Here is a 23,049-nt window from a genome sequence, read left to right on the forward strand (position 1 = left end):
GACCAATTGATGATGAGAACGCCCATGCAACTGTCCTCCCTGACCGCCGTTTCCCCGGTAGATGGCCGCTACGGCAGCAAAACCTCCAGCCTGCGTAGCATTTTCAGTGAATACGGCCTGATCCGCTTCCGCGTTGAGGTGGAGGTGCGCTGGCTCCAGTGCCTGGCCGCCCATCCAGGCATTCCGGAAATTGGTCCGTTCTCGGCCCAGGCCAATGCCCTGCTCGACGGCCTGGTCAGCGACTTCAAACTGGAATACGCCGAGCGCATCAAGGAAATCGAGCGCACCACCAATCACGACGTGAAAGCAGTTGAATACCTGCTCAAAGAGCAGGTCGCAGTCCTGCCGGAACTGCAGCAGGTCAACGAGTTCATTCACTTCGCCTGCACCAGTGAAGACATCAACAACCTGTCGCATGCACTGATGCTGCGTGCCGGGCGTGATGAGGTGGTACTGCCGCTGATGCGCCGCATCGCTGGTGAAATCCGCACCCTGGCTCATGAGCATGCCAAGGTTCCGATGCTGTCACGCACCCATGGTCAACCAGCCTCGCCGACCACTATGGGCAAGGAACTGGCTAATGTGGTCTACCGCCTTGAGCGCCAGATCGCTCAGATTGAGCAGATTCCGCTGTTGGGCAAGATCAATGGCGCAGTCGGCAACTACAACGCTCATCTGTCGGCCTATCCGCAGGTTGACTGGGAAGCCAATGCCCGCCAGTTCATCGAAACCACCCTGGGTCTGGACTTCAACCCCTACACCACTCAGATCGAGCCGCACGACTACATCGCCGAACTGTTCGATGCCGTGGCCCGCTTCAACACCATCCTGATCGACTTTGATCGCGACATCTGGGGCTACATCTCCCTCGGCTACTTCAAGCAGAAGACCGTAGCTGGCGAAATTGGCTCCTCAACCATGCCGCACAAGGTCAACCCGATCGACTTCGAGAACTCCGAAGGCAACCTCGGCATCGCCAATGCAATCATGCAGCATCTGGCCAGCAAGCTGCCGATCTCGCGCTGGCAGCGTGACCTGACCGACTCCACCGTACTACGCAACCTGGGTGTTGGCTTCGCTCATAGCGTTATTGCCTATGAGTCAACCCTCAAGGGAATCAGCAAGTTGGAGATCAATGCTCAGCGTCTTTCTGAAGATCTGAACAACTGCTGGGAGGTTCTGGCCGAGCCGATCCAGACCGTGATGCGCCGCTATGCAGTACCCAATGCCTACGAGAAGCTCAAGGAGCTGACCCGTGGCAAGGGTATTACTCCGGATGCCCTGCTGGCCTTCGTTGACGGCCTGGAAATTCCTGAGCAAGCCAAAACCGAGCTCAAAGCGCTGACCCCAGCTTCGTACCTAGGCAACGCGATTGATCAGGCCGGCCGGGTTTAAAACTTTTGCTTTGTATAATGCGTGCCTGGACGGTGTTGTACTACGGCTGTTCCGGGCACGCACAAGTACTTCCCTGTAGCTCTTCGATGCCATCCCTGGCATCGAACGGCCCGGAACAGCCGTAGCACAACACCGCCCTACCAGTTCCGTGCATAATCGCATTCAGATTACTGCTGGAACGTGGACTGACCAACTCAGACCTCAAGAGCCGACTGCCTGTCCCCATATCCTGGACCGTTCGATGCCAGGGATGGCATCGAAGAGCTACAGGGATGTACTTGTGCGTGTCCAGGATATGGGGACAGGCAGTCGGCCAGCGCGCAAACCAATGTCAGTCCGCGATCCTTGCACGAACTTGAAATCACCACGAGAAACCAACCCATGTCCGACCTCCCACTGCTTGGCAACCTCACCCCAGAACAGTTCCTGCGCGACTACTGGCAGAAAAAGCCCCTGCTGATTCGTCAGGCAGTACCAGGCTATGAAAGCCCTATCAGCCCCAATGAACTGGCAGGACTGTCGCTCGAAGAAGAGGTTGAGTCGCGGATCATTCTCGAGCACGGCCAGCACCCTTGGGAGCAGCGCCGAGGCCCCTTTGCCGAAGATGCCTTTCAGAATTTGCCAGAGCGTGACTGGACACTGCTGGTTCAGGCCGTAGATCAGTTTGTCCCGGAAGTAGCCGAGTTGCTCAAAGCCTTCGACTTCCTGCCCAGTTGGCGCAAGGACGACATCATGATCAGCTACGCAACGCCGGGTGGTGGTGTCGGGCCGCACTATGACAACTACGACGTATTTCTGCTGCAAGGGCAAGGTCGCCGGCGCTGGAAAATTGGTCAGCACTGCGACGAAAACAGCCCGCTGCTCGACCATCCTGATCTGCGCATCCTACGCGACTTCGAACAGACGGATGAGTGGGTACTGGAGCCTGGCGACATGCTTTACATCCCGCCAGGTGTCGCCCACTGGGGGACCGCTGAGGATGACTGCATGACCTTCTCGGTAGGCTTTCGCGCACCCAGCCATGCCGAAATTTTGTTGCATTACACTGACTTCGTCAGCCAACAGTTGGGTGACAGCCTGCGCTACAGTGATGCAGGCATGACGCCAGTCGAGGATCCCGCCAGCATTGATGAGCAGAGTATCGACCGGTTGCAACAAATTTTGCGCCCACTGGTCGAAGACAGAGAGGCATTGGCCACCTGGTTCGGACGCTTCATGACCGAGGCGCGTTATCCGGAACTGATACAGCCTCAAGAGTGGGAAGCAGCCGATTTGCTTGCATTGCTTGAGGCTGGGTACGGTTTGATACGTCACCCAAGTAGCCGTCTGGCATGGCGCAAAGGGAAAAATGACAGCTTGCGGCTGTTCGCCAGCGGCGAGCATTGTGAGCTGTCAATTTCCTTGCTGCCACTGGTTCAGCTAGTCTGCAAACAGGACTACCTTGAAGCCGGAGCCCTGGAGCCGTGGTTGCAGCAGGAAGATGCACGGGAATTGCTGGTGCAATTGCTCAACAAGGGAGAACTCCTGCCGGAGGAGGATGATGAATGATGCAAGGGTCGAACTGGTAAGCTGGTCAGCCACACCTGCCTTGCGGGATATTCGCCAGCGGGTGTTTGTCGACGAACAGCATGTGCCGCCCTCCCTTGAATGGGATGAGCATGATCTGAGCGCGGTGCATTTTCAGCTTCTGGTCAATGAACAACCCGCGGGCACTGCCCGGTTGCTGCGCGATGGGCACATTGGCCGGGTGGCGATTCTTCCGGATTACCGTGGCCTGGGGCTAGGCAACCTGCTTATGCGAGAGGTGATGCGCCACGCCCAAGAACTTGGGCATCGACACCTGGAACTGTCAGCGCAAACGCATGCTCAGCGATTTTACGAACGCCTGGGCTTCATTCGCTGCTCCGAACCGTACATGGATGCCGGCATTGCGCATATCGATATGCGCTGGAGCGCTGACACCCAAAGCCAGGCCGAGCTGCCGCCAATCGAGTTTGTCTCTCCTGGCTCTTTCAGCATCCACAATCCCGAGCAGCAGGCCAAGCGCTACAGCACTCACCTACCCTATCAACTGGGTGAACAGCGTGATTTGATCGAAATTGATGAGGAGCATGCCCTTGCACATGCCTGTCATCTGGTCCTGCAGGCCCGGCGACGCCTGACTATCAGCAGCCCGGAGCAGGCAATGTGGTTATTTCACCGACGCGATTTTATCGACTGCTGCGAACAGTTCATCGCCACCCATCCCAAGGGCAGTATCCGCGTACTGGTCAATCAAGTGACTGCCGATTTCACCCAGGGGCACAGCTTGTCCAGCCTGCAGCACCGCTTCCCCAGTCTGTGCGAAATCCGTAAGCGCCACCCTGATCTGGCCCGAGAGCCGCAGGTGTACCTGCTGGCTGACGACAGCGGTATTCTGATGTTTCCGCAGGCGCTTCAGCCTCAAGGGTTCGTGCGCTATAACAGCCCCGATCAGGTCAGGCGCTGGCAGGCCAGTTTTGATGAGCACTGGAGCCGCAGCCTGAGTGACCAGGGATTGAGGAGATTTACCCTATGAAATGGATTGTTTCGCTGGTTCTGCTGAGCACCCTGAGCTGGGCCGCCCCTACTCTCGCAGCGCCTCAGACCGAGGTCATCAACCTGAATTACAGCCTGGCAGAACAGGTATTGCCGGCACTTACACCCATGCTGCGCGATGATGAGCGGGCTTCGGCTTATGGCAATCAGCTTATCGTCCGTGCAGAACCTGCCCGGTTAGCCGAAATTCGTGAACTACTGCAACAACTGGATCGCCGGCCAGCCAAATTGTTGATCAGTGTGGCCAACACGGGTGACAACGTCACTCACGAGCAGGGCTACCAAGTGAACGGCCGGGTAAGTAGCGGGCCGGTGGATATCGTTGTCGGTCAGCCCGGTCAGGGCAATCAGGCCCGAGTCATACGCCGGCAAACCCGGGGAGCAGATGACTCGATACGCCAGATCAGCGCCAATGAGGGATATCCGGTGCTAATCCAGTCTGGCCAGAGCGTACCACTGACCAGCACCACGACCGACATTTACGGCCGCGTTGTTCAGCAAACCGAATACCGCGACGTCACCCAGGGGTTTTATGCCACGGTCCGGCTCAATGGTGATATTGCGACTATCAGCCTCAGCGCCAACCATGACCGACTCAATCGCTCTGACAGCCGTCTGATCGACGTCCAGCAAACCGACACCGTTGTTACCGCCCGACTTGGTGAATGGATTACTGTCGGCGGCCTGGACGACAGCAGCGCCGGGCAGTCCAGTGACATCGGCCGGCGGATCAGCACGCGCGGCCAGCATCAGTACAGCGTTCGGCTGATGGTAGAGCGTCTGGAATAGGCATTCGTGACTCGGTAGCCACAATTGATACTTTTGTAGTGGTTTGAAAAAAACACTACATTGAGATTGACTTCTCGCAAGCGAAGACGCATTATTGCCCCGCTCCCGCTAGCCAGAGACTCTGAATGAGCCTCCGGATCGGCTCCGAAACCAAAGGACCGATGCGTGTCACAACAGCCCAGAAGGCGGTTCGACGAGGTGGCGACTGGAACGAAAGTTGTCCTGAGGGACGGGGAAGCGATTTAACGTATCAGCCTGCATGACAGGTTTAGCCAGTCCGACACATGTCCCAAGTGACGAGTCGGTGGCACGGTCATCGTCTGTTCGTCACAGCCCCCATTCTGAACGGACTATCTGCTTTCTTCCTCCAGTTTGCCCTTCCTATGTCAACCCTTGACGGCAGTTCCGTTTGGCGGGAACAGGGTCACAAATCGTGCTGAACCTACTGCAAACTGTGAAGGATTGACCATGTCAGCTTATCAAAACGATATCAAGGCCGTTGCCGCTCTGAAAGAGAAGTTCGGCAGCAGCTGGAGCGCTATCAACCCCGAGTCCGTCGCCCGTATGCGTGCTCAGAACCGCTTCAAGACCGGTCTGGAAATCGCTCAATACACCGCCGATATCATGCGCAAAGACATGGAAGAGTATGACGCCGACTCCTCCGTCTACACCCAGTCGCTGGGCTGCTGGCACGGCTTCATCGGTCAGCAGAAGCTGATCTCGATCAAGAAGCACCTGAAGACCACCAACAAGCGTTACCTGTACCTGTCCGGCTGGATGGTTGCTGCACTGCGCTCCGACTTCGGTCCGCTGCCTGACCAGTCCATGCACGAGAAAACCGCTGTTTCCGACCTGATCGAAGAGCTGTACACCTTCCTGCGTCAGGCCGACAGCCGCGAACTGGACCTGCTGTTCACCGCTCTGGACGCCGCTCGTGAAGCTGGCGATACCGCCAAGGCTGCAGAGATCCAGAGCCAGATCGACAACTACGAAACTCACATCGTACCGATCATCGCTGACATCGACGCCGGCTTCGGTAACCCGGAAGCCACCTACCTGCTGGCCAAGCGCATGATCGAAGCTGGTGCTTGCTGCATCCAGATCGAAAACCAGGTATCTGACGAGAAGCAGTGTGGCCACCAGGACGGTAAAGTAACCGTTCCGCATGCCGACTTCCTCGCCAAGATCGCTGCCGTTCGTTACGCCTTCCTTGAGCTGGGCATCGACAACGGCGTGATCGTTGCTCGTACCGACTCTCTGGGTGCCGGCCTGACCAAGCAGATCGCTGTTACCAACCAGCCGGGCGACCTCGGCGACCTGTACAACTCCTTCCTGGATTGCGAAGAAATCTCCGAAGCCGAACTCGGCAACGGCGACGTCGTCATCAAGCGCGAAGGCAAACTGCTGCGTCCCAAGCGCCTGCCGTCCAACCTGTTCCAGTTCCGCGCTGGCACTGGCGAAGACCGCTGCGTTCTGGACTGCATCACCAGCCTGCAAAACGGTGCCGACCTGCTGTGGATCGAAACCGAGAAGCCGCACGTTGGTCAGATCAAGGCCATGGTTGACCGCATCCGCGAAGTCATCCCGAACGCCAAGCTGGTTTACAACAACAGCCCGTCGTTCAACTGGACCCTGAACTTCCGTCAGCAGGTATTCGATGCGATGGTTGCCGAAGGCAAGGATGTTTCTGCCTACGATCGCGCCAACCTGATGAGCGTCGACTACGACGAAACCGAACTGGCCCAACTGGCGGACGAGAAGATCCGTACCTTCCAGCGTGACGGTTCTGCTCAGGCTGGTATCTTCCACCACCTGATCACTCTGCCGACCTATCACACTGCTGCTCTGTCGACCGACAACCTGGCCAAAGGTTACTTCGCCGACCAAGGCATGCTGGCCTACGTGAAAGGTGTTCAGCGTCAGGAAATCCGCCAGGGTATCGCCTGCGTCAAGCACCAGAACATGGCTGGTTCTGACATTGGTGATAACCACAAGGAGTACTTCGCTGGCGAAGCTGCTCTGAAGGCTAGCGGTAAAGACAACACCATGAATCAGTTCGGCTAATCACCGATAGGTTCACCGGGTTCGCCCGGTTGTCAGAAAGAGGCCACCTTCGGGTGGCCTTTTTCGTGATGGGCCTGCGTATTACCCGCGAGTCGCGTACAATGCGCCCTGCCCTGCCGGTCTCTCCGGCCCCGATTGATCAAAGCCGCCAAGGCATCCGTACAATAGGTAAAAGATTCAGCATGGCTCGCCTGAACCTCGTATTCCCCGATGACCAGTTCTACTTCACCACACAGCTGACCGTTCGTATCACCGATATCAACGCCGGTAAGCATCTGGCCAATGACTCGATGATTTCGATGATCTCCGAAGCCAGAGCCCGGTTTCTGTACCAGTTTGGTATTGAAGAAGTTGGCGAGAATGACACTGGGATTATCGTCACCGATCTTGCCACCACCTACAAGCGCGAGGCCTTTGCCCGTGACCGGCTGATCTTTGAAGTGGGCCTGATGGATCTGAACAGATACGGTGGTGATATCATCTTCCGCATCAGTAAGGCCGAAGGCGGTGAGCTGGTAGCCCTGGCAAAATCAGGGTTTGTCTTCTATGACTTCACCACATCCAAGGTAGTACCCATGCCCGAAGACTTCCGTCTGCGCTTTCCCGGAGCCAATTACCTTGAGTACTGAGTTTAGTTTGGCGCAGAGCTGACAAAAAAGCCCCGGCACGAGCCGGGGCTTTTTTGTTCATGCCTGGCAAGCCAGGCATGGGATTGAGTTCGACTTAGCGAACTTCAACCTGTGCTTCAACTTCAGCTTCAACACGACGGTTCATCGCGCGACCTTCGTCGGTACTGTTATCGGCGATCGGGCGGGACTCGCCGTAGCCAACAGCACTAACGCGGGACGGCTCAACGCCTTCGTCGATCAGAGCCTGACGAACTGCATTGGCGCGACGCTCGGACAGACCCTGGTTATAGGCATCCGAACCGACAGAGTCGGTGTGACCTTCAACGGTGGTGGTGACCGACGGGTAGGTCTTCATGAATTCGGCCAGGCTCTGGATGTCCTGACGGAATTCTGGGCGGATGCTGTCGCGGTCGAAGTCAAACTTGACGTCCAGTTCAACGCGGACCGACTGCATGACCGGCTCAGGAGCCGGAGCAGGTGCAGGTGCCGGGGCAGGTGCCGGAGCAACAACCGGAGCCGGCTTGCCACCGAAGTTCAGCCCCATGCCAACACCGGCTTGCCACTCGGTGTTGCTGCTGTCGAAGCCGTACAGCACGTCCAGGCCAGCCTTGACATAGAAATTGTCGCTCAGGTACTGCTTGACGCCAGCACCGGCCAGAGCCATGGTGGTCTTGTCACGGCTGCTGCTGGTGACCTGATCCAGTTCCTGGTGACCCAGACCGCCAGACAGGTAAGGACGGAAGTTACCAGCACCGAAGTGGTAGATGGCTTCAACGGTAGCCAGGCGGCCGTTGATGTCTTCTTTGGTCGCATCGTCTTCCAGGCTGTTGCGATAGGTGCCCAGATTGATGTTCAGCAGAACGTCATCGGTCAGGAAGTAACCAATGCCGCCGCCCACCAGGGTGCCGTCGCTCATGTTGCGGTAGCTATCGGTGAAGTAGCGTTTGGCGAAAGCCTCAACTTCGACAGATCCGGCACCCTTGGCCATGACAGGCATGGTGGAAGCCGCGATAGCGGCGCCAACAACGATACCCACAGTGTTTTTCAATTTCATCTTTGAATCCCCATATAATCCATTAGGACACTAGGTTTGCGCACAACACAGGCGCAAGTATAACAGAAATACAACAATTTCAATATGCGAGCGATCTAAAAAGGATTGTCGATATGCTTTCTGAGTTTTTCCAAGGCGCGCTTGTAACGCATCTTGGTGGCACTTAGCCCCATATGCATGATGTCGGCAATCTCTTGAAACTCCAACTCGGCAATAAAACGCAACACTAAAATTTCTCTGTCTACAGGGTTCACATGGACCAGGAAACGGTCAAGACTGGTGCGCTCGGCAACACTCTCTTCCTGTTCATGATGTTCATCCTGCGGATCCAGGCTTAGTGCATCCAGCAAGCGCTTTTTGCGCTTCTCCTTGCGGTACTGAGTAATACATTCGTTATAGGTAATACTATATAGCCAGGTTTTGAACTTGGCCTTTCCTTCAAAATGTCTCAGGCCATGCAGAACTTTAAGCATGACTTCCTGACAGACATCATCTGCGTCACGCTCGTTACCAAGATAGCGTGCACAAACATTGAACAGCGTGCGCTGATAACGGCGCATCAACTCTTCATAGGCCGTGGTCGTATGAAACAGCTCGCTGTTGGCCTTGGCCACCAGCTCTTCGTCCGAGAGTTCGGCAGGTCGATAACGGGTACGGGCTACGCTGGGCGGACTCAAAATAGATCGTCGCGACGTGTCAGTATTAAGGGAGTCCCGCACTCAGCGGGACACTCGCTCATCAATCAAAGTGCGGTTTGACACCGAAATAATGGCACCCTCATCGTCGACCAGCGTGGTTTTGACTGTACCAATTTCGTCAATTATCCCTTCGAGCTCGCCGACCTTGATCCGGTCACCGACCTGATACAGCTCTCGCACATAAACCCCGGCAACGATCTGACCGACGATCTGGCGACTGCCCAGACCCAGCGCCAATGCTGCGGCAGCACCAAAGGACACAAGCACGATAGCGATGACCGTATTGAGTAACGCAGTTTCAATCTGCAGCTGACCGATCGCCAGTGACACCGTGATGATTACCAGCAAGCCTTGAACAAAACGTCCCAGACTGCTGGCATAGTCGACGCCGATACTTTCAGCAGCACCCTTGACCACACCGCCAACCAGATGCGACAGCAGCAAGCCGGCCAGCAGAATCAGAGCGGCACCAAATACTTTGGGTAGATATAGTGCAAAAGCATCAAGAGTCGCAGAGACCCGGGCCAGGCCCATGGTTTCGGCAGCAGAAACGACAAAGGTCAGCACAATGAACCAATAGACGATCTTGCCCACCACTGCTGACACCGGCGCCCGAATCCCAACCCGGCCCAGCATCTTGGTCACACCCGCCCCAGTCATCAGGCGGTCAAGCCCCAGCTTGGCCAAGCCTTTGCTAAGAATGGTATCGACGATCTTGGCTACCACGAAGCCCAACAGGATGATGAACAGCGCAGCGATCAGGTCGGGAATGAAAGAAGCCACCTTGCCCCACAGGGTAGTCATGGCGGCAACAAAGCTTTGACTCCAGGTTTCCAGTTCCATGGTTCGCTCGCTATTCAATGGGGGTCAATGGATGAGTTTTCGTCGTGTTCACGACGTACCGGCTTGATATGTCTCAAACCACGCGCGCCGCCTTCAGACAAAACCCAACCCCAACGGGTAAACAGATTCAGCAGGTCGAAGATGCCACCGTGGATATGGGCCTTGTGCAGTACCCGCTCCAAACGCTGGTCATCGGTACTCTCCGACTGCTGCTCGGATGCCTGACGCATCAATTCGCGCACTCGGCGCTCAAAAGGATCTTCCATGGCTGACCTCCGGATCAGTGGACTCCTGTTTCAGACGCACGCCGACCGGTCAGTGTCACCACTGACCGGTCATGAGAGCCCATTAAACCAGAATGCCCGCCACGCCTTATTTATTCAGGCATACTCAAAGGCTCGGCTGAGACGATGATGCCGTTGTTGTCGGCATATACGTACTCACCCGGTTTGAAGGTGACACCGCCAAAGGTGACAGCCACGTTCAGGTCGCCAATCCCCCGCTTGTCGGTCTTCATCGGGTGACTGGCCAGCGCCTGAATACCGAGCGCGGTCTGGGCCAGTACATCGACGTCCCGTACACAGCCGTAGACGATGATGCCTTCCCAGCCATTACTGGCTGCTTTCTCAGCCAGCATGTCGCCCAGCAGTGCCCGGCGCATGGAGCCGCCACCATCGACTACCATGACCTTGCCACGGCCATCCTGCTCGACCTGCTCCTTGACCACCGAGTTGTCTTCGAAACATTTGACCGTGACAATCTGGCCGCCGAAGGAGTCATGACCACCGAAGTTGCTGAACATCGGTTCGACCACGGCGACGTCAGGATAGGCGTCACACAGATCCGGGGTTACATAGTGCTGCATAGGTAGCTCCTTGCGCTTAGTTCTGACCTTCGGCCAGGAAGAACCAGGTATCCATTACCGAATCGGGGTTGAGCGATACGGTATCGATGCCCTGCTCCATCAGCCACTTGGCCAGATCCGGATGATCAGAAGGCCCCTGACCGCAGATGCCGATGTACTTTCCGGCAGCGCGGCAAGCGCTGATGGCGTTGGACAGCAGCTTTTTGACCGCGGCATTACGCTCATCAAACAGGTGGGCAATGATGCCGGAGTCGCGATCCAGCCCCAATGTCAACTGAGTCAGGTCGTTGGAACCGATCGAGAAGCCGTCGAAGTGCTCAAGGAACTCTTCGGCCAGCAGCGCATTGGCCGGCAACTCGCACATCATGATCAGACGCAAGCCATTGTCGCCACGCTTGAGGCCGTTTTCGGCCAGCAGTTCAACGACCTGCTTGGCTTCGCCGACGGTACGCACAAACGGCACCATGATTTCGACGTTGGTCAGCCCCATGACATCGCGCACGCGCTTCATTGCCCGGCACTCGAGTTCAAAACAGTCGCGGAACGAGTCGCTGATATAGCGCGAAGCGCCACGGAAGCCCAGCATCGGGTTTTCTTCTTCCGGTTCGTACAGACGACCGCCGATCAGGTTGGCGTATTCGTTGGACTTGAAGTCGGACAGTCGCACAATGACCTTTTTCGGCCAGAAGGCCGCAGCCAGGGTGCTGACACCCTCAACCAGCTTCTCGACATAGAAGTCGACCGGGTCGGGGTAGCCGGCGATGCGCTTTTCGACGCTGTCCTTGACGTCCGCCGGCAGGCTGGCGAAGTTCAGCAGCGCCTTGGGATGCACGCCGATCATGCGGTTGATGATGAACTCCAGACGGGCCAGTCCTACGCCCTCATTGGGCAGATTGGCGAAGTCGAAGGCGCGATCAGGGTTGCCGACGTTCATCATGATCTTGAATGGCAGCGGCGGCATGGCATCAACGCTGTTGGTGCGGATATCGAACGACAACTGGCCATCGTAAATCAGTCCGGTATCACCTTCGGCGCAGGAAACGGTAACTTCCTGGCCATCTCTGAGCTCGCTGGTGGCGTTGCCACAGCCGACCACAGCCGGAATACCCAGCTCACGAGCAATGATCGCCGCGTGACAGGTGCGACCACCGCGATTGGTGACGATGGCGCTGGCGCGCTTCATGATCGGTTCCCAGTCCGGATCGGTCATGTCCGAGACCAGCACATCGCCTGGCTGCACCTTGTCCATTTCCGAGACATCATGAATGACCTTGACCGGGCCAGAACCAATCCGCTGACCAATGGCTCGACCTTCGACCAGTACCTTGCCTTTTTCCTTGAGCAGGTAACGCTCCATGACATTGGCATTGCTACGGCTTTTGACCGTTTCAGGGCGCGCCTGAACGATATACAGCTTTCCATCGTCTCCGTCCTTGGCCCACTCAATATCCATCGGCCGGTCGTAATGCTTCTCGATGATCAGCGCCTGCTTTGCCAGGTTGACCACTTCCTCATCGCTGATACAGAAACGTGCCCGCTCGGCCTTGTCGACATCAACGGTCTTGACTGAACGACCGGCCTTGGCCTCTTCGCCATAGATCATCTTGATCGCCTTGCTGCCCAGATTGCGGCGCAGGATCGACGGCCGCCCGGCTTCCAGGGTCGGCTTGTGTACGTAGAATTCATCGGGGTTGACCGCACCCTGCACCACGGTCTCACCCAAACCGTAGGCACCAGTGATAAAGACCACGTCACGGAAACCCGACTCGGTGTCCAGGGTGAACATTACCCCGGCGGTGCCAGTTTCCGAGCGCACCATACGCTGCACACCAGCTGATAGCGCCACGCCCTTGTGGTCGAAGCCCTGGTGGACCCGGTAGGCGATGGCGCGATCATTGAACAGAGAGGCGAAGACTTCCTTGCAGGCGCGGATCACGTTATCGACGCCGCGAATATTAAGGAAGGTTTCCTGCTGGCCGGCAAAGGATGCGTCTGGCAGGTCTTCAGCAGTAGCCGAGGAGCGCACGGCTACTGCCAGATTGTCATTGCCCGCAGAAAGCTCAACGAAGGCCTTGCGGATCGCCTCGTCCAAAGCGGCAGGGAATTGAGCATCCATTACCCACTGACGGATTTGCGCACCGGTTTGCGCCAGGGCGTTGACGTCGTCGACATCCAGCGCATCGAGGGCTGCATGGATGCGGTCGTTCAGACCACTTTGTTCGAGGAAGTCACGATAGGCCTGGGCGGTAGTGGCGAAGCCACCAGGAACCGACACACCGGCGTGGGACAGGTTGCTGATCATTTCACCCAGGGAAGCGTTCTTGCCGCCTACCCGCTCAACATCACCAACGCCCAGCTGTTCGAAGGACACTACGTACTCTAACAAGGTGATCTCTCCGTAAATCGATAAGTTGAGTGGCGCATGCCACAAACCAGACTGTCTGGCCTGAATGTGACAAATGCGCCACAATGCCGGCAAGGAGCCTCAGGCTCGTTACCGCAGCACTCAGCCAATCAGGACATCTTAAGGCCTCGCGCATGAAACGCACCGCTTTTTTCATCTCGGATGGTACCGGTATTACCGCAGAAACTCTCGGTCAAAGCCTGCTCACGCAGTTTGAAAACATTCAGTTCACCAAACGGCTGCGGCCCTACGTGGATACCATCGAAAAAGCGCGAAACATGGTACAACAAATCAATGCGGCTGCCGAGCAAGATGGGGCACGTCCGATCATCTTCGATACCGTGGTCAACAAGGAAATTCGTGAAGAACTGGCCAAGGCCAATGCCTTCATGATCGACATCTTCTCCTCATTCCTGGCCCCGCTGGAGCAGGAACTGGGTGACGGTTCCTCCTACTCGGTCGGCAAGTCGCACTCTATTCAGCACAACGCTCACTACAAGGATCGTATTGATGCCGTGCACTTCGCCATGGACAATGACGATGGTGCCCGCACCCATTACTACAATGAAGCCGATATCATTCTGGTCGGGGTCTCGCGCTGCGGCAAAACTCCTTCCTGCCTTTATATGGCCCTGCAATATGGCATCCGTGCGGCCAATTACCCCCTGACCGAAGATGACATGGAGCGCCTGCAACTACCGGCCGCGCTCAAACAGCACAAGCACAAGCTCTTCGGCCTTACCATTGACCCCGACAGGCTGGCCAGCATCCGCAATGAACGCCGGCCAAACAGCCGTTATGCCAGCTTTGCCCAGTGCGAGTTCGAAGTTCGCGAAGTGGAAAACCTGTTCCGCCGCGAGAACATCGACTTCATCAACTCGACGCACTTTTCGGTCGAAGAGATTTCCGCCAAGATTCTGGTCCAGATGGGCATTGAGCGCCGGCTGAAATAATTGTGGGCTACTGGCGCCAGGCTTCTGGCGCCGCTTGACGTAACCAGTCGATCAGGGCGCCAACCTTGCGCGGCGCCCTACCGAAACTGTACATCAGGTTTACCGGCAAGGCTTCCGGTGCCCAGCCGTCCAGGCAGCGCACAAAGCTGCCTGGATGGGCCGCTTCGTAACGCTCGGCATACCAGTTGGGCAGAATACCGATGCCTTGCCCGCGCACCAGCGCATCAGCTTGCAGAACCACTGTGTCTGCCTTCAGCCGCGACGGCGTTGGCTTGAACAGGTAAGGCCCTTTTTGCCCATGCAGCAAACGCACCGACTCTGCACCACCGCCCAATACATCGACCCAGCGATGCAGGTTGAGCTGGCGAGGATGCTCGGGTGCTCCGTTAGCCTGCACATAGGCCGGGCTGGCATATAGTCCTGTGGTCCAGCGCCCCAGCGGCTCACTGCGCAGCCCATTGCTGGCTTCAGGTCCAAGCCAAAGCCACAGATCGCCTTGACCGGCATCCTCCTGCGACGGTGGACGCAAGCTACTGCTTACCTGGATCCGTATACCCGGATGCTCTTCTATGAATGAGTGAATTACCGGCGGCAGCCAGCCACGCTCGAAGGCATTGTGAATACGCAGCACAAGCTCACCGCTCACCTCTTCCTTCAGGTCGTCCAGAGCTTGCTGGCTTTGCTCGCCAAGATCCAGCATCTGCCGGCAATAGTTGTAAAACAACTTGCCGGCTTCAGTCGCCAGCATCCGGTTAGACTGGCGTAGTAACAGGCGTTGACCTACGCGGTTTTCGAGTTGACTGATGCGCCGGCTCAAAGTTGACTTGGGCAAACCCAGCGCGGTTGAAACCGGGGTCAGGCCTCCCTGCTCAACCACCGCGACGAACACACTCAGTTCATTGAAGTCATGCATCACCATGCCTTTTTCCCTCCACGACGGGTATGACCCAGGGCACTGACGCAAGGTTCGGATCTGGACTGCGGCATATGAAATCAAACGCTTGTTGGGGAGACTTCCCGATTCTCTTGGTAACGAGAATTATTGTCAAATGCTTGACAGCAGAATTCCGGCCAGTGGCTATCAGTCTTCGCCACCTCACCTACGCCAAGCCCTTGATCCCTATGCGGGCTGAGCAGCTACCTACCCTGTTCCAGTTTGAGCAACACGAGGTTTCACCCCTAACGCTGGAACTTTTCCTTTGCGCTCTTTAGAGTTATCGGCAGTTGATAATCATTATCATCATTGCTGCCAATCGCGAACTAGTTGCACACAAACGCACTCACGGCAGCAATTACCAAAGGAAAGGAGTACCGATTGATGACGCACTACCGCCCCTCCCTCGCCGTTGGCGGCCTGGCTTTGCTGGCCAGCAGCATTGCCATGGCCAACCAGGTCCAGGACAGTGTTCGGCTGGCCGATACCGTGGTGACCGCTTCAGGCTTTGAGCAGAAGATCACCGACGCGCCCGCCAGCATCAGCGTCATCAGTCAGCAAGACCTGCGCCGCAACCGTTACACCAACCTGGCTCAGGCGCTGGACGGGGTGGAAGGTATTGATATTCGCCAGGGTACCGGCAAGACCGGTGGGCTGAATATCAGCATGCGCGGCCTGCCCAGCGAATACACGCTGATCCTGATCGATGGCCGACGTCAGAACACCGCGGGCAATGTCACTCCCAACGGCTTCAACGAGACCGCTACCAGCTTCATGCCGCCAATGTCGGCAATTGAGCGTATCGAAGTCATCCGCGGGCCGATGTCGACCCTGTACGGATCAGACGCCATGGGCGGTGTGGTCAACATCATCACCAAGAAAGTTGCCGCTGAATGGGGAGCCACTGTAACCGTTGACCACGTTTTCCAGGAAGACAGTGACTATGGCGACAGCACCCGTACCAACCTCTATGCCAGCGGCCCGCTGGTTGATGACCTGCTGGGCGTTTCCCTGCGTGGCAGTTTCTATGACCGCGAGAAGTCCAACCTGCAGTTCAGTGACGGCAGCAACGTCAGCAAGCGCGGCGCTTCACCGGTAGAAGGTCAGAACTTCACTGCTGGTGTGCGCCTCAACCTCACTCCCAGTGAGCGTAACGATTTTTATCTGGATTTCGAGCGTGGCGCTCAGCGTTACAACAACGACGACTGCCAGTTGGGTAGTCTGGATGGCAAGGCCGGCGGCAACGCTGTCAATGGCTGTACCACCGACGCTCCGACTCGCGCCAATGGCTATAAGGATGAACTACGCTTCACCCGCAATCAGGTCGCGCTGGGGCATGAAGCCAGGCTGGACTTTGGCCGCTGGAGCAGTAGTGTGACCCACAATGTCACTGAGACCCTAGGTCGTACCATTCCCGGCACGCCTATTGGCCAGGGCTATGTAGGATTCCCAAGCATCATCGTCGGCGCCGACCGCGAGCTCAAATCTACCGACCTGATTTTCGATACCAAACTGGTCGCGCCGCTGGGGCAGTCGCATGTCGGTACGTTTGGCGCCCAATGGTGGGATGCCGAAGTAAAAGACGGCATTACCACCGAAACCTTCGAACAGAAGTCCTGGGCGCTGTTCGCCGAAGATGAATGGCGTCTGCGCCAAAATCTGGCTCTGACCCTTGGCGCACGCTACGAGCACCATGACAGTTTTGGCGGTCACGTCAGTCCACGCGCCTATCTGGTGTGGAATACCACCGACAACTGGACCCTCAAAGGCGGTGTCAGCCGGGGCTACAAAACCCCGACCCTGAATCAGTTGCACAATGGAATCAACGGGGTAACCGCTCAGGGAGCCACCATCACCATTGGTAGCCCTGATCTTGATCCAGAAATCACCACCAATACCGAGTTTGGCGTTTATTACGACAATCTGGCCAACTTCAACGCCAACGTTACCCTGTTCCACAACCAGTTCAAGGACAAGATCGATTCCGGCACCCCGATCCCGAACTGTTTCTCCAGTGCCAACCCCAACCTGCCAGGCTGCATCAGCTTCGGCCCTGGGTTTGATCAGGACAGCTTCGCCCAGAACAAGAACATCGGCAAAGCGATGACCCAGGGGGTAGAGATTGCAGGTAAATGGCAATTCGCACCGGCCTGGAGCCTGAGCGCCAACTACACCTACACTGACAGCGAACAGAAGAGCGGTGACAACAAGGGCGCCCCCCTGACCAACAGCCCGGATCATCAGCTTTATGCCCGGATCAACTGGGATACTACTCAACGACTGAACCTGTGGTTCCAGGGTGAGTATCGCAGCAAGCGTGAGCGTTTCACTGACCGTTACGAGAACCTGTCAGCGGCCAACCAGGCGCTGTACGATGCTGCTGGCGACCTTAAGGCCTACGAAGTGTTCCACCTTGGCGGCTCCTACCGTGCCACTGACCGCCTGAGTCTGAGCGCGGCTATCTACAACGTGTTTGACAAGGACTTCACCAAAGGTCAGTTCTACACGACCAATACCGGTGCGACCGGCTGGGTATCCAACTATATCCAGACGGGTCAGTCTACCGACGGCACCCTGGAAGAATCCCGCCGTCTCTGGCTGTCAGCCACCTACGAGTTCTGAAGTACAGCGGAGCTCTCTGCAACGCCCGCAACGCCCGCTTATGCGGGCGTTGTGCGTTGTTTAGCCCCTGCCACAACATGACTATCACTTCGAACTGGCTCGTCACTGACCATCTGTTGCCCCAACTCTCTGCTCAACTGTATCGCTGAGCATAGGGCAGCCTGACCTATGCTGTGCGCCCCCCCCTGGTTTCTTATTGGACATTGCGGTATGCGCACGGCTGAATCGCAGACAAACCTGCTGAATGACTTCAACTCATCGACCCTGGTGGCCGGCTTTGTCGCCACCCTCACCGGCTATGCCAGCTCGCTGGTACTGATGATTCAGGCGGGGCAAGCCGCCGGTTTGACCGAGTCCCAGATCGCTTCCTGGATCTGGGCGCTGGCCATCGGCATGGCCGTCTGCACCCTGATCCTGTCGCTGCGTTATCGAACCCCGATTCTGGTTGTCTGGTCCACCCCTGGGGCAGCCTTGCTGATCACCAGCCTGCCGACTGTCAGCTACGCCGACGCCATCGGGGCATTCATCTTTTGCGGGCTGCTGGTCATGCTTACCGGGCTGACTGGGAGTTTCGAACGTCTGGTCAGGCGCATCCCGGCATCGCTGGCGGCAGCACTGCTGGCCGGCATCCTGTTCCGGATCGCCGGTGAAATGCTGATCGCCGCTGAACAACAGGTGGGACTGGTAGTCGGCATGGGACTGACCTGGTTGCTTGGCAAGCGCTGGCTGCCGCGCTATGCCGTGCCGCTGGCCTTGCTGGCAGGCTGTCTGATTGCCTGGTTTACCGGGCTGTTTGATCTGCCTACGGTTGAATGGACGCCAACCCTGCCGGAGCTGACCATACCGGGTCTGTCACTCAGCGCTCTGATCAGCATCGGTTTGCCGCTGTATATTGTCGCGATGACTTCACAGAACCTGCCAGGCATGGCGGTACTGCGGGCCGACGGCTACCGGGTATCGGCCTCACCGATTCTTTCGCTGACCGGTCTGGCTTCAATGCTGCTGGCCCCGCTGGGGGCTCACGGGGTCAACCTGGCGGCAATCAGCGCTGCGGTTTGTACCGGCCCTGAGGCCCATCAGGACCCGAGCAAACGCTACGCCGCGGCCATCTGGTGCGGGTTGCTGAATCTACCCATCGCCCTGTTCGCCGGAGCTCTGACCGCAGTGTTCATCGCCCTGCCCTGGACACTGGTGATTTCAATTGCCGCACTGGCGCTCTTGGGGTCGATTGCCAACGGCCTGACCCAGGCCATGGCCAATCCAGGTGAACGCGATGCCGCGCTGATCACCTTTATGGTCAGCGCCTCGGGCATCAGTCTGCTGTCGATAGGTTCAGCCTTCTGGGGCGTGGTTGCCGGGGTTCTGGCCTTGTGGCTTCTGCGGCCCAAGAATCCCGACAACTGATCAGCAATCGCGCTGTTCAACCTCGGTGCCGGGCTCATCTTCGGCACCGGGAGCCTCCAGCGCCTGGGCGCAAACCTGGTTGCGACCCTGCCCCTTGGCCTGATAGAGCGCGCTGTCGGCGGCATTCATCAGGCGGCTGATCAAGCGGGTCACACCCTCATCGCTGCTGGAGCCATCCCACCAGACACAACCGACGCTGACGGTTACCACCCGCAAGGGTGAGCCGTTATGCGCAATCCCCAGACCGAACACTGCCTCTCGCAAGTTCTCGGCAGCAGCCAGAGCCTGCTCCCTGGAGTAACCGGGCAATAGTACTGAGAACTCCTCACCGCCGAGCCGAGCCGGTAACTCCGCGGCTCGTTTGAACCGCCGTTTGAGCTGATCGGCCAGGGCAACCAGACAATCATCGCCGTGACCATGGCCATAGAGATCATTGAAGTTCTTGAAATAGTCGACATCGATCATCAGCAATCCAACCGGTTGCTGATTGCGCAGCGCACGACGAACTTCATCGGCTCGGCGCTCATCGAAATGCCGGCGATTGGCCAGCCCGGTCAAGTGGTCCCGGTGTGACAACACCAACAGTTCCTGGCGGGCACGCTCCAGATCCAGTGCGTGCTCCCAGCGCTGCAACAGACTGAACAGCCACTGCCCCGCATCCTCAAGCAGACTCAGCCGGGCCGGCGGCAAGGCCTGGCGTTCGGCACTTCTGACCGCACAGGTAAAGCCCCGCTGCTGGCTGTGATAACGCACCAGTATCACGCCCGGGTCAGCCTCCGATGACTGCAGGGTCCAGCCCGGTTCCTGCGGCTGTCCTGGCAGGCCCAGTTGCCGATGAGTGCGTTCAAGCCAGGGCCAATCCTCGGAACCAAACCAGACCAGGCGAGTAGTCCAGCTCTGCTGCCCATGACGTTCGAATAGCGCACAGGCATCCAGCTTTAAGTAACCAGCCAGCTCGCCCAGCAAGCGCTGCAGAGTATCGGGGTAATCGGCATGGCCTATATGCATGAAGCTGAGCATGCTTTGCGATAGCCATTCCTGATAGCCGCTGACAAAGGCCAATTCTTCGGTGCGCTCAGCCACTCGCCGGTCCAGGCTATCGCGCTCCTGTTCCAGCGTGTGCAACGCCTGTTCATGGCGCGCGGCATAATGACCAATGCTCTCACGCAGAGTATCGAATCCCTCAGCCACCTGATCGATCTCATCTCTCCAGGGTCGCTGCGGATGAAGTGGTGCCAGTGCCGGCGGATGCTTCTCCGGTACCAGGGCGCCGACATAGCCGGCCATGCGCCCCAATGGAACCACCAGTTCCCGGCGCAGGTAATGGAAGATAACCAGGCAGATCAATAGCGTGAACAATGACAGTTCAAACAGGCGCAAGCCCGCTGCAGCGACAATAGCCTGGGTCAGGCGCTGATGCTGGTAGTACACATGCAACTCGGCCAGATCGAAGGCGCCCCCATCGGGTGGAGGAATCCGCAGGCTGGCATCCGGGCGGATCAGGCTGGCGAAATTGCCTGCGCGCACATCCAGACCGGTTGTCGCCCTAAGTTCGACGGCGGCAATGTCCGGCAGCAACGCAATCTGCTCGACCTGACGACTCAGGGCCTCGATCTCGATATCCCAAAGCGCCACCTGAAGCAGCGGCACATGCAGTTCGGCCAATTGCTGTATGGTCTGAGTGAAATGGCGTTTTTCCTGCTGGTAGAGCAGCAGCGCGTGGATGATCGAACCCGCGAGGATGCAGAGCAGCGCCAATCCGGCCAGGCGTTTGATCAGCCGGGCACTCAGCGGTGCGAAAGGCTTGTCACTGGTCATGGACCGGCGCCTCCAACCAACTTTTCAGAGAAAAGTCGTAGTCCTCGCGGGCCGAATTGCAGACCTTGCTGAAATGGCAATAGTCAACAGTTGTCCCTGTCAGGCTCTGGCGCTCGAGAAACTGCCGGGCGCTGTCCGAATCGAACGACATGAACATCGGGCGTTCAAGCTCCGTACCTTCGGTCGCAGCAAAGTCGAGACCATGATAATGATCATACAGCAGCACCAGCGCCCAGACTCCGGTCAGATAATGGCCCCCAGCCAAAGCACCCAGTTCTCCGGAAATCAGCGCCTGCATGGCTTCTTCGGAGGTATTGATCGCAGAAAACAGCATGTCCTGGCCGGGAACACCTCCACCCTGGCGCAAGCTATCAATGGCGCCAAAGGCCATTAGATCGCTCCCAGCCCAAAGCACTCTGGCTTCTGGATAGCGCAGATATAGCTGTCGAGCCTGCTCCGCCGCCTTGTCCTTGCGCCAGTCGCCATGCACCAGCTGACGCAACTGTACATCCGGATACTCGGCCAACGCCGCCTGCATTCCGCGATTACGTCGGTTCGAACTATCTGTTGCCCGGTCGCCGGAGATCGCCAGCACTTCAATAATGCCTTCAGGATTGCTCAGCCCTCGGGATCGGGCCTTTTCCACCAGAGCCCTGGCCGTCAGATAGCCGGCATCCTCGGCCCGTGGCACCAGACTACCGAGCCAAAAGGCATAGCGTTCACGGGGGTATCCAAGGACCGCCCGCTCATCGCTCTGCACAGTGTTGTAGGCCACGAAGCTTTGGATATTGGCGCCTTCGGCCAGCTCAAGCTGCTCGAACAGAGTCCGCTTGTCCCCGACCAGGACAAGATAGTCGGGCTGCAATTGTCGAGGGCGCTCAGCCACCTCACGAGTGAGACTGATCTGGGCCAGATAGTCTCTCTCGGCAAACAGCATTTCAAGCTCAATCCCCAAACTGGTGGCAGCCTCTTGCATGGCCAAGGCTGCGTCCTGCCAGAATGGCTCGTCTTGCTTGCCTGGATTGATGAAAGCCACACTGGGTCCGGCATCAGCTGAACTAACCACCAGCGCCGTCAAAGCCAAGCCCAACCCGGCGCCTAACCGGCCACTGCGTCCGTTACCCATCACCCGTTTCCTAATCCTTGAAGCTGCCCCGAAACAATGTGCCAGTATACCTGTTAAGCCGCTTCAGCTCTCGCCTTGCCTGCTTTTCATACTGCTCCAGCTGCCGTTGCCAGGTCTTGGTCAAAGGGCGCAGGTCCTGCTCAACCTGACTGCGTTGAAGCCATTGCCAGCGATCATGCCAGTCGCCCAGGCTGCTCTGGCACTGCTGCAGAGCCGTCAACAGCTCTGGAGACATCGCCAGAGCCGGTGCGAAGGCCTGAAGTAGATAACGCAAACGTTTCACCAAAATGCGCACCCGATGCAAATCGAGCGATTTGCGGCTTAGCTGATTGTCAAGCCGACGCCGCAGACGCATCAGTTCGGCAATCAACTGCTTAGCCATCCGGCCGGCCGGCCAGTCAGCCAGTAACAAGGGGGCATCGTTCAAAAAGTTCTCAAGTTGCTGTTCGAGTTGCGGCAAGAGCGGATCCTCACGCAACAGCAGATAACCAGTTTCCAGCGCTGCGCTGCGAGCGCTTAGAGCCATATCCTGTCCCTGCTTGGCCAGCTCGACACACAGCACCTCCAGATCCCGCCAAGGCCCCGAGCGCTGGCCAAACGCGCTTGCCGAGCACAATATCTCTTCGCACCAGTCTGCCTTGCGCCAGGGGCGGGTCAGGCTGCGCAACGAGCGCAAGGCTACTCGCAGGTCATGCAATGCCTCCTGCTCACCCGCCCCACCGAGCAATGCCCGGTTCGCCACCAAAGCCCGATATTGCTGTTCGATTCCTTTGCACAAACAGCCCGGTACTGTGTCCATGGACATCCCCCGTTTCCTTTGTGTCATTGCCAGAATTGAAGGTTGATCATACTCTTGGCAAAAGTCATACACGAT

General features: G+C 57.5%; 19 protein-coding genes. 9 read left to right on the forward strand and 10 right to left on the reverse strand.

Going from position 1 to position 23,049, the window contains the following annotated elements; translation table 11 throughout:
• The first annotated feature begins 24 nt into the window (after positions 1-24).
• The 6 genes from purB to BVH74_RS14090 all read left to right on the forward strand — a co-directional run bounded on the left by purB (position 25) and on the right by BVH74_RS14090 (position 7,454).
• Positions 25-1,395 carry an adenylosuccinate lyase gene (gene purB, locus BVH74_RS14065; RefSeq protein ID WP_080050701.1) on the forward strand — a complete coding sequence of 457 codons (1,371 nt, stop codon included), beginning with the start codon at positions 25-27 and terminating at the stop codon, positions 1,393-1,395.
• A 381-nt stretch (positions 1,396-1,776) separates the two neighbouring features.
• Complete coding sequence (locus BVH74_RS14070; protein WP_080050702.1) at positions 1,777-2,943, forward strand: ribosomal protein uL16 3-hydroxylase; 1,167 nt, start codon at positions 1,777-1,779, stop codon at positions 2,941-2,943.
• The gene (locus BVH74_RS14075; protein ID WP_080050703.1) at positions 2,936-3,952 is read left to right on the forward strand and encodes a GNAT family N-acetyltransferase; all 1,017 of its coding nucleotides are present in this window, start codon (positions 2,936-2,938) and stop codon (positions 3,950-3,952) included. The genes BVH74_RS14070 and BVH74_RS14075 overlap by 8 nt, the downstream gene beginning before the upstream one ends.
• Complete coding sequence (locus BVH74_RS14080; protein ID WP_080050704.1) at positions 3,949-4,761, forward strand: secretin N-terminal domain-containing protein; 813 nt, start codon at positions 3,949-3,951, stop codon at positions 4,759-4,761. Before BVH74_RS14075 ends, BVH74_RS14080 begins: the two co-directional genes overlap by 4 nt.
• 468 nt (positions 4,762-5,229) lie before the next feature.
• Entirely contained in the window at positions 5,230-6,825 is a 1,596-nt protein-coding gene (locus tag BVH74_RS14085; protein ID WP_080050705.1) for an isocitrate lyase, read from the forward strand.
• 182 nt (positions 6,826-7,007) lie between these two features.
• Positions 7,008-7,454, forward strand: coding sequence for a thioesterase family protein (locus BVH74_RS14090; protein ID WP_080050706.1), 447 nt, complete (start codon positions 7,008-7,010; stop codon positions 7,452-7,454).
• Positions 7,455-7,548: 94 nt separating this feature from the next.
• Here the strand turns inward: BVH74_RS14090 and BVH74_RS14095 are convergent, their stop codons facing one another.
• From BVH74_RS14095 to ppsA, 6 genes are all read right to left on the reverse strand, one after another.
• Entirely contained in the window at positions 7,549-8,508 is a 960-nt protein-coding gene (locus BVH74_RS14095; RefSeq protein ID WP_080050707.1) for an OmpA family protein, read from the reverse strand.
• 95 nt (positions 8,509-8,603) lie between these two features.
• A complete protein-coding gene (gene sigX, locus BVH74_RS14100) occupies positions 8,604-9,185 on the reverse strand; it encodes an RNA polymerase sigma factor SigX (RefSeq protein WP_080050708.1) in 582 nt (193 codons plus the stop codon).
• Between the two features lie 42 nt (positions 9,186-9,227).
• Positions 9,228-10,049, reverse strand: a complete 822-nt coding sequence (locus BVH74_RS14105) for a mechanosensitive ion channel family protein (RefSeq protein ID WP_080050709.1) — start codon at positions 10,047-10,049, stop codon at positions 9,228-9,230.
• A gap of 14 nt (positions 10,050-10,063) precedes the next feature.
• Entirely contained in the window at positions 10,064-10,315 is a 252-nt protein-coding gene (locus tag BVH74_RS14110) for a hypothetical protein (protein WP_080050710.1), read from the reverse strand.
• Positions 10,316-10,425: 110 nt separating this feature from the next.
• Positions 10,426-10,914, reverse strand: coding sequence for a ribonuclease E activity regulator RraA (gene rraA / locus BVH74_RS14115; RefSeq protein WP_080050711.1), 489 nt, complete (start codon positions 10,912-10,914; stop codon positions 10,426-10,428).
• A 16-nt stretch (positions 10,915-10,930) separates the two neighbouring features.
• Positions 10,931-13,300, reverse strand: coding sequence for a phosphoenolpyruvate synthase (gene ppsA, locus BVH74_RS14120; protein WP_080050712.1), 2,370 nt, complete (start codon positions 13,298-13,300; stop codon positions 10,931-10,933).
• A 152-nt stretch (positions 13,301-13,452) separates the two neighbouring features.
• Here ppsA and ppsR point away from each other — a divergent pair, with 152 nt between their 5' ends.
• Positions 13,453-14,271, forward strand: a complete 819-nt coding sequence (gene ppsR, locus BVH74_RS14125; protein WP_080050713.1) for a posphoenolpyruvate synthetase regulatory kinase/phosphorylase PpsR — start codon at positions 13,453-13,455, stop codon at positions 14,269-14,271.
• 7 nt (positions 14,272-14,278) lie between these two features.
• On the opposite strand, the gene BVH74_RS14130 is transcribed toward ppsR, so the two are convergent.
• Entirely contained in the window at positions 14,279-15,190 is a 912-nt protein-coding gene (locus tag BVH74_RS14130) for a LysR family transcriptional regulator (RefSeq protein WP_218189137.1), read from the reverse strand.
• 462 nt (positions 15,191-15,652) lie between these two features.
• Between BVH74_RS14130 and BVH74_RS14140 the strand changes: the two genes are divergently transcribed.
• Both BVH74_RS14140 and BVH74_RS14145 read left to right on the forward strand, forming a co-directional pair.
• Positions 15,653-17,827, forward strand: coding sequence for a TonB-dependent receptor domain-containing protein (locus tag BVH74_RS14140; RefSeq protein ID WP_231705624.1), 2,175 nt, complete (start codon positions 15,653-15,655; stop codon positions 17,825-17,827).
• A 210-nt stretch (positions 17,828-18,037) separates the two neighbouring features.
• On the forward strand, positions 18,038-19,231 hold the full coding sequence (locus BVH74_RS14145) for a benzoate/H(+) symporter BenE family transporter (protein ID WP_080050716.1): 1,194 nt from the start codon (positions 18,038-18,040) through the stop codon (positions 19,229-19,231).
• On the opposite strand, the gene BVH74_RS14150 is transcribed toward BVH74_RS14145, so the two are convergent.
• From BVH74_RS14150 to BVH74_RS14160, 3 genes are read right to left on the reverse strand one after another with little or no spacing between them, the layout of a single operon-like run.
• On the reverse strand, positions 19,232-21,049 hold the full coding sequence (locus tag BVH74_RS14150; RefSeq protein ID WP_080050717.1) for a GGDEF domain-containing protein: 1,818 nt from the start codon (positions 21,047-21,049) through the stop codon (positions 19,232-19,234).
• A complete protein-coding gene (locus tag BVH74_RS14155) occupies positions 21,039-22,175 on the reverse strand; it encodes an ABC transporter substrate-binding protein (protein ID WP_080050718.1) in 1,137 nt (378 codons plus the stop codon). The genes BVH74_RS14150 and BVH74_RS14155 overlap by 11 nt, the downstream gene beginning before the upstream one ends.
• Before the next feature lie 10 nt (positions 22,176-22,185).
• On the reverse strand, positions 22,186-22,980 hold the full coding sequence (locus BVH74_RS14160; protein ID WP_165443794.1) for a CHAD domain-containing protein: 795 nt from the start codon (positions 22,978-22,980) through the stop codon (positions 22,186-22,188).
• Between the last annotated feature and the right edge of the window lie 69 nt (positions 22,981-23,049).

The organism is Halopseudomonas phragmitis, assembly GCF_002056295.1.
GTDB classification, from domain to species: Bacteria; Pseudomonadota; Gammaproteobacteria; order Pseudomonadales; family Pseudomonadaceae; genus Halopseudomonas; species Halopseudomonas phragmitis.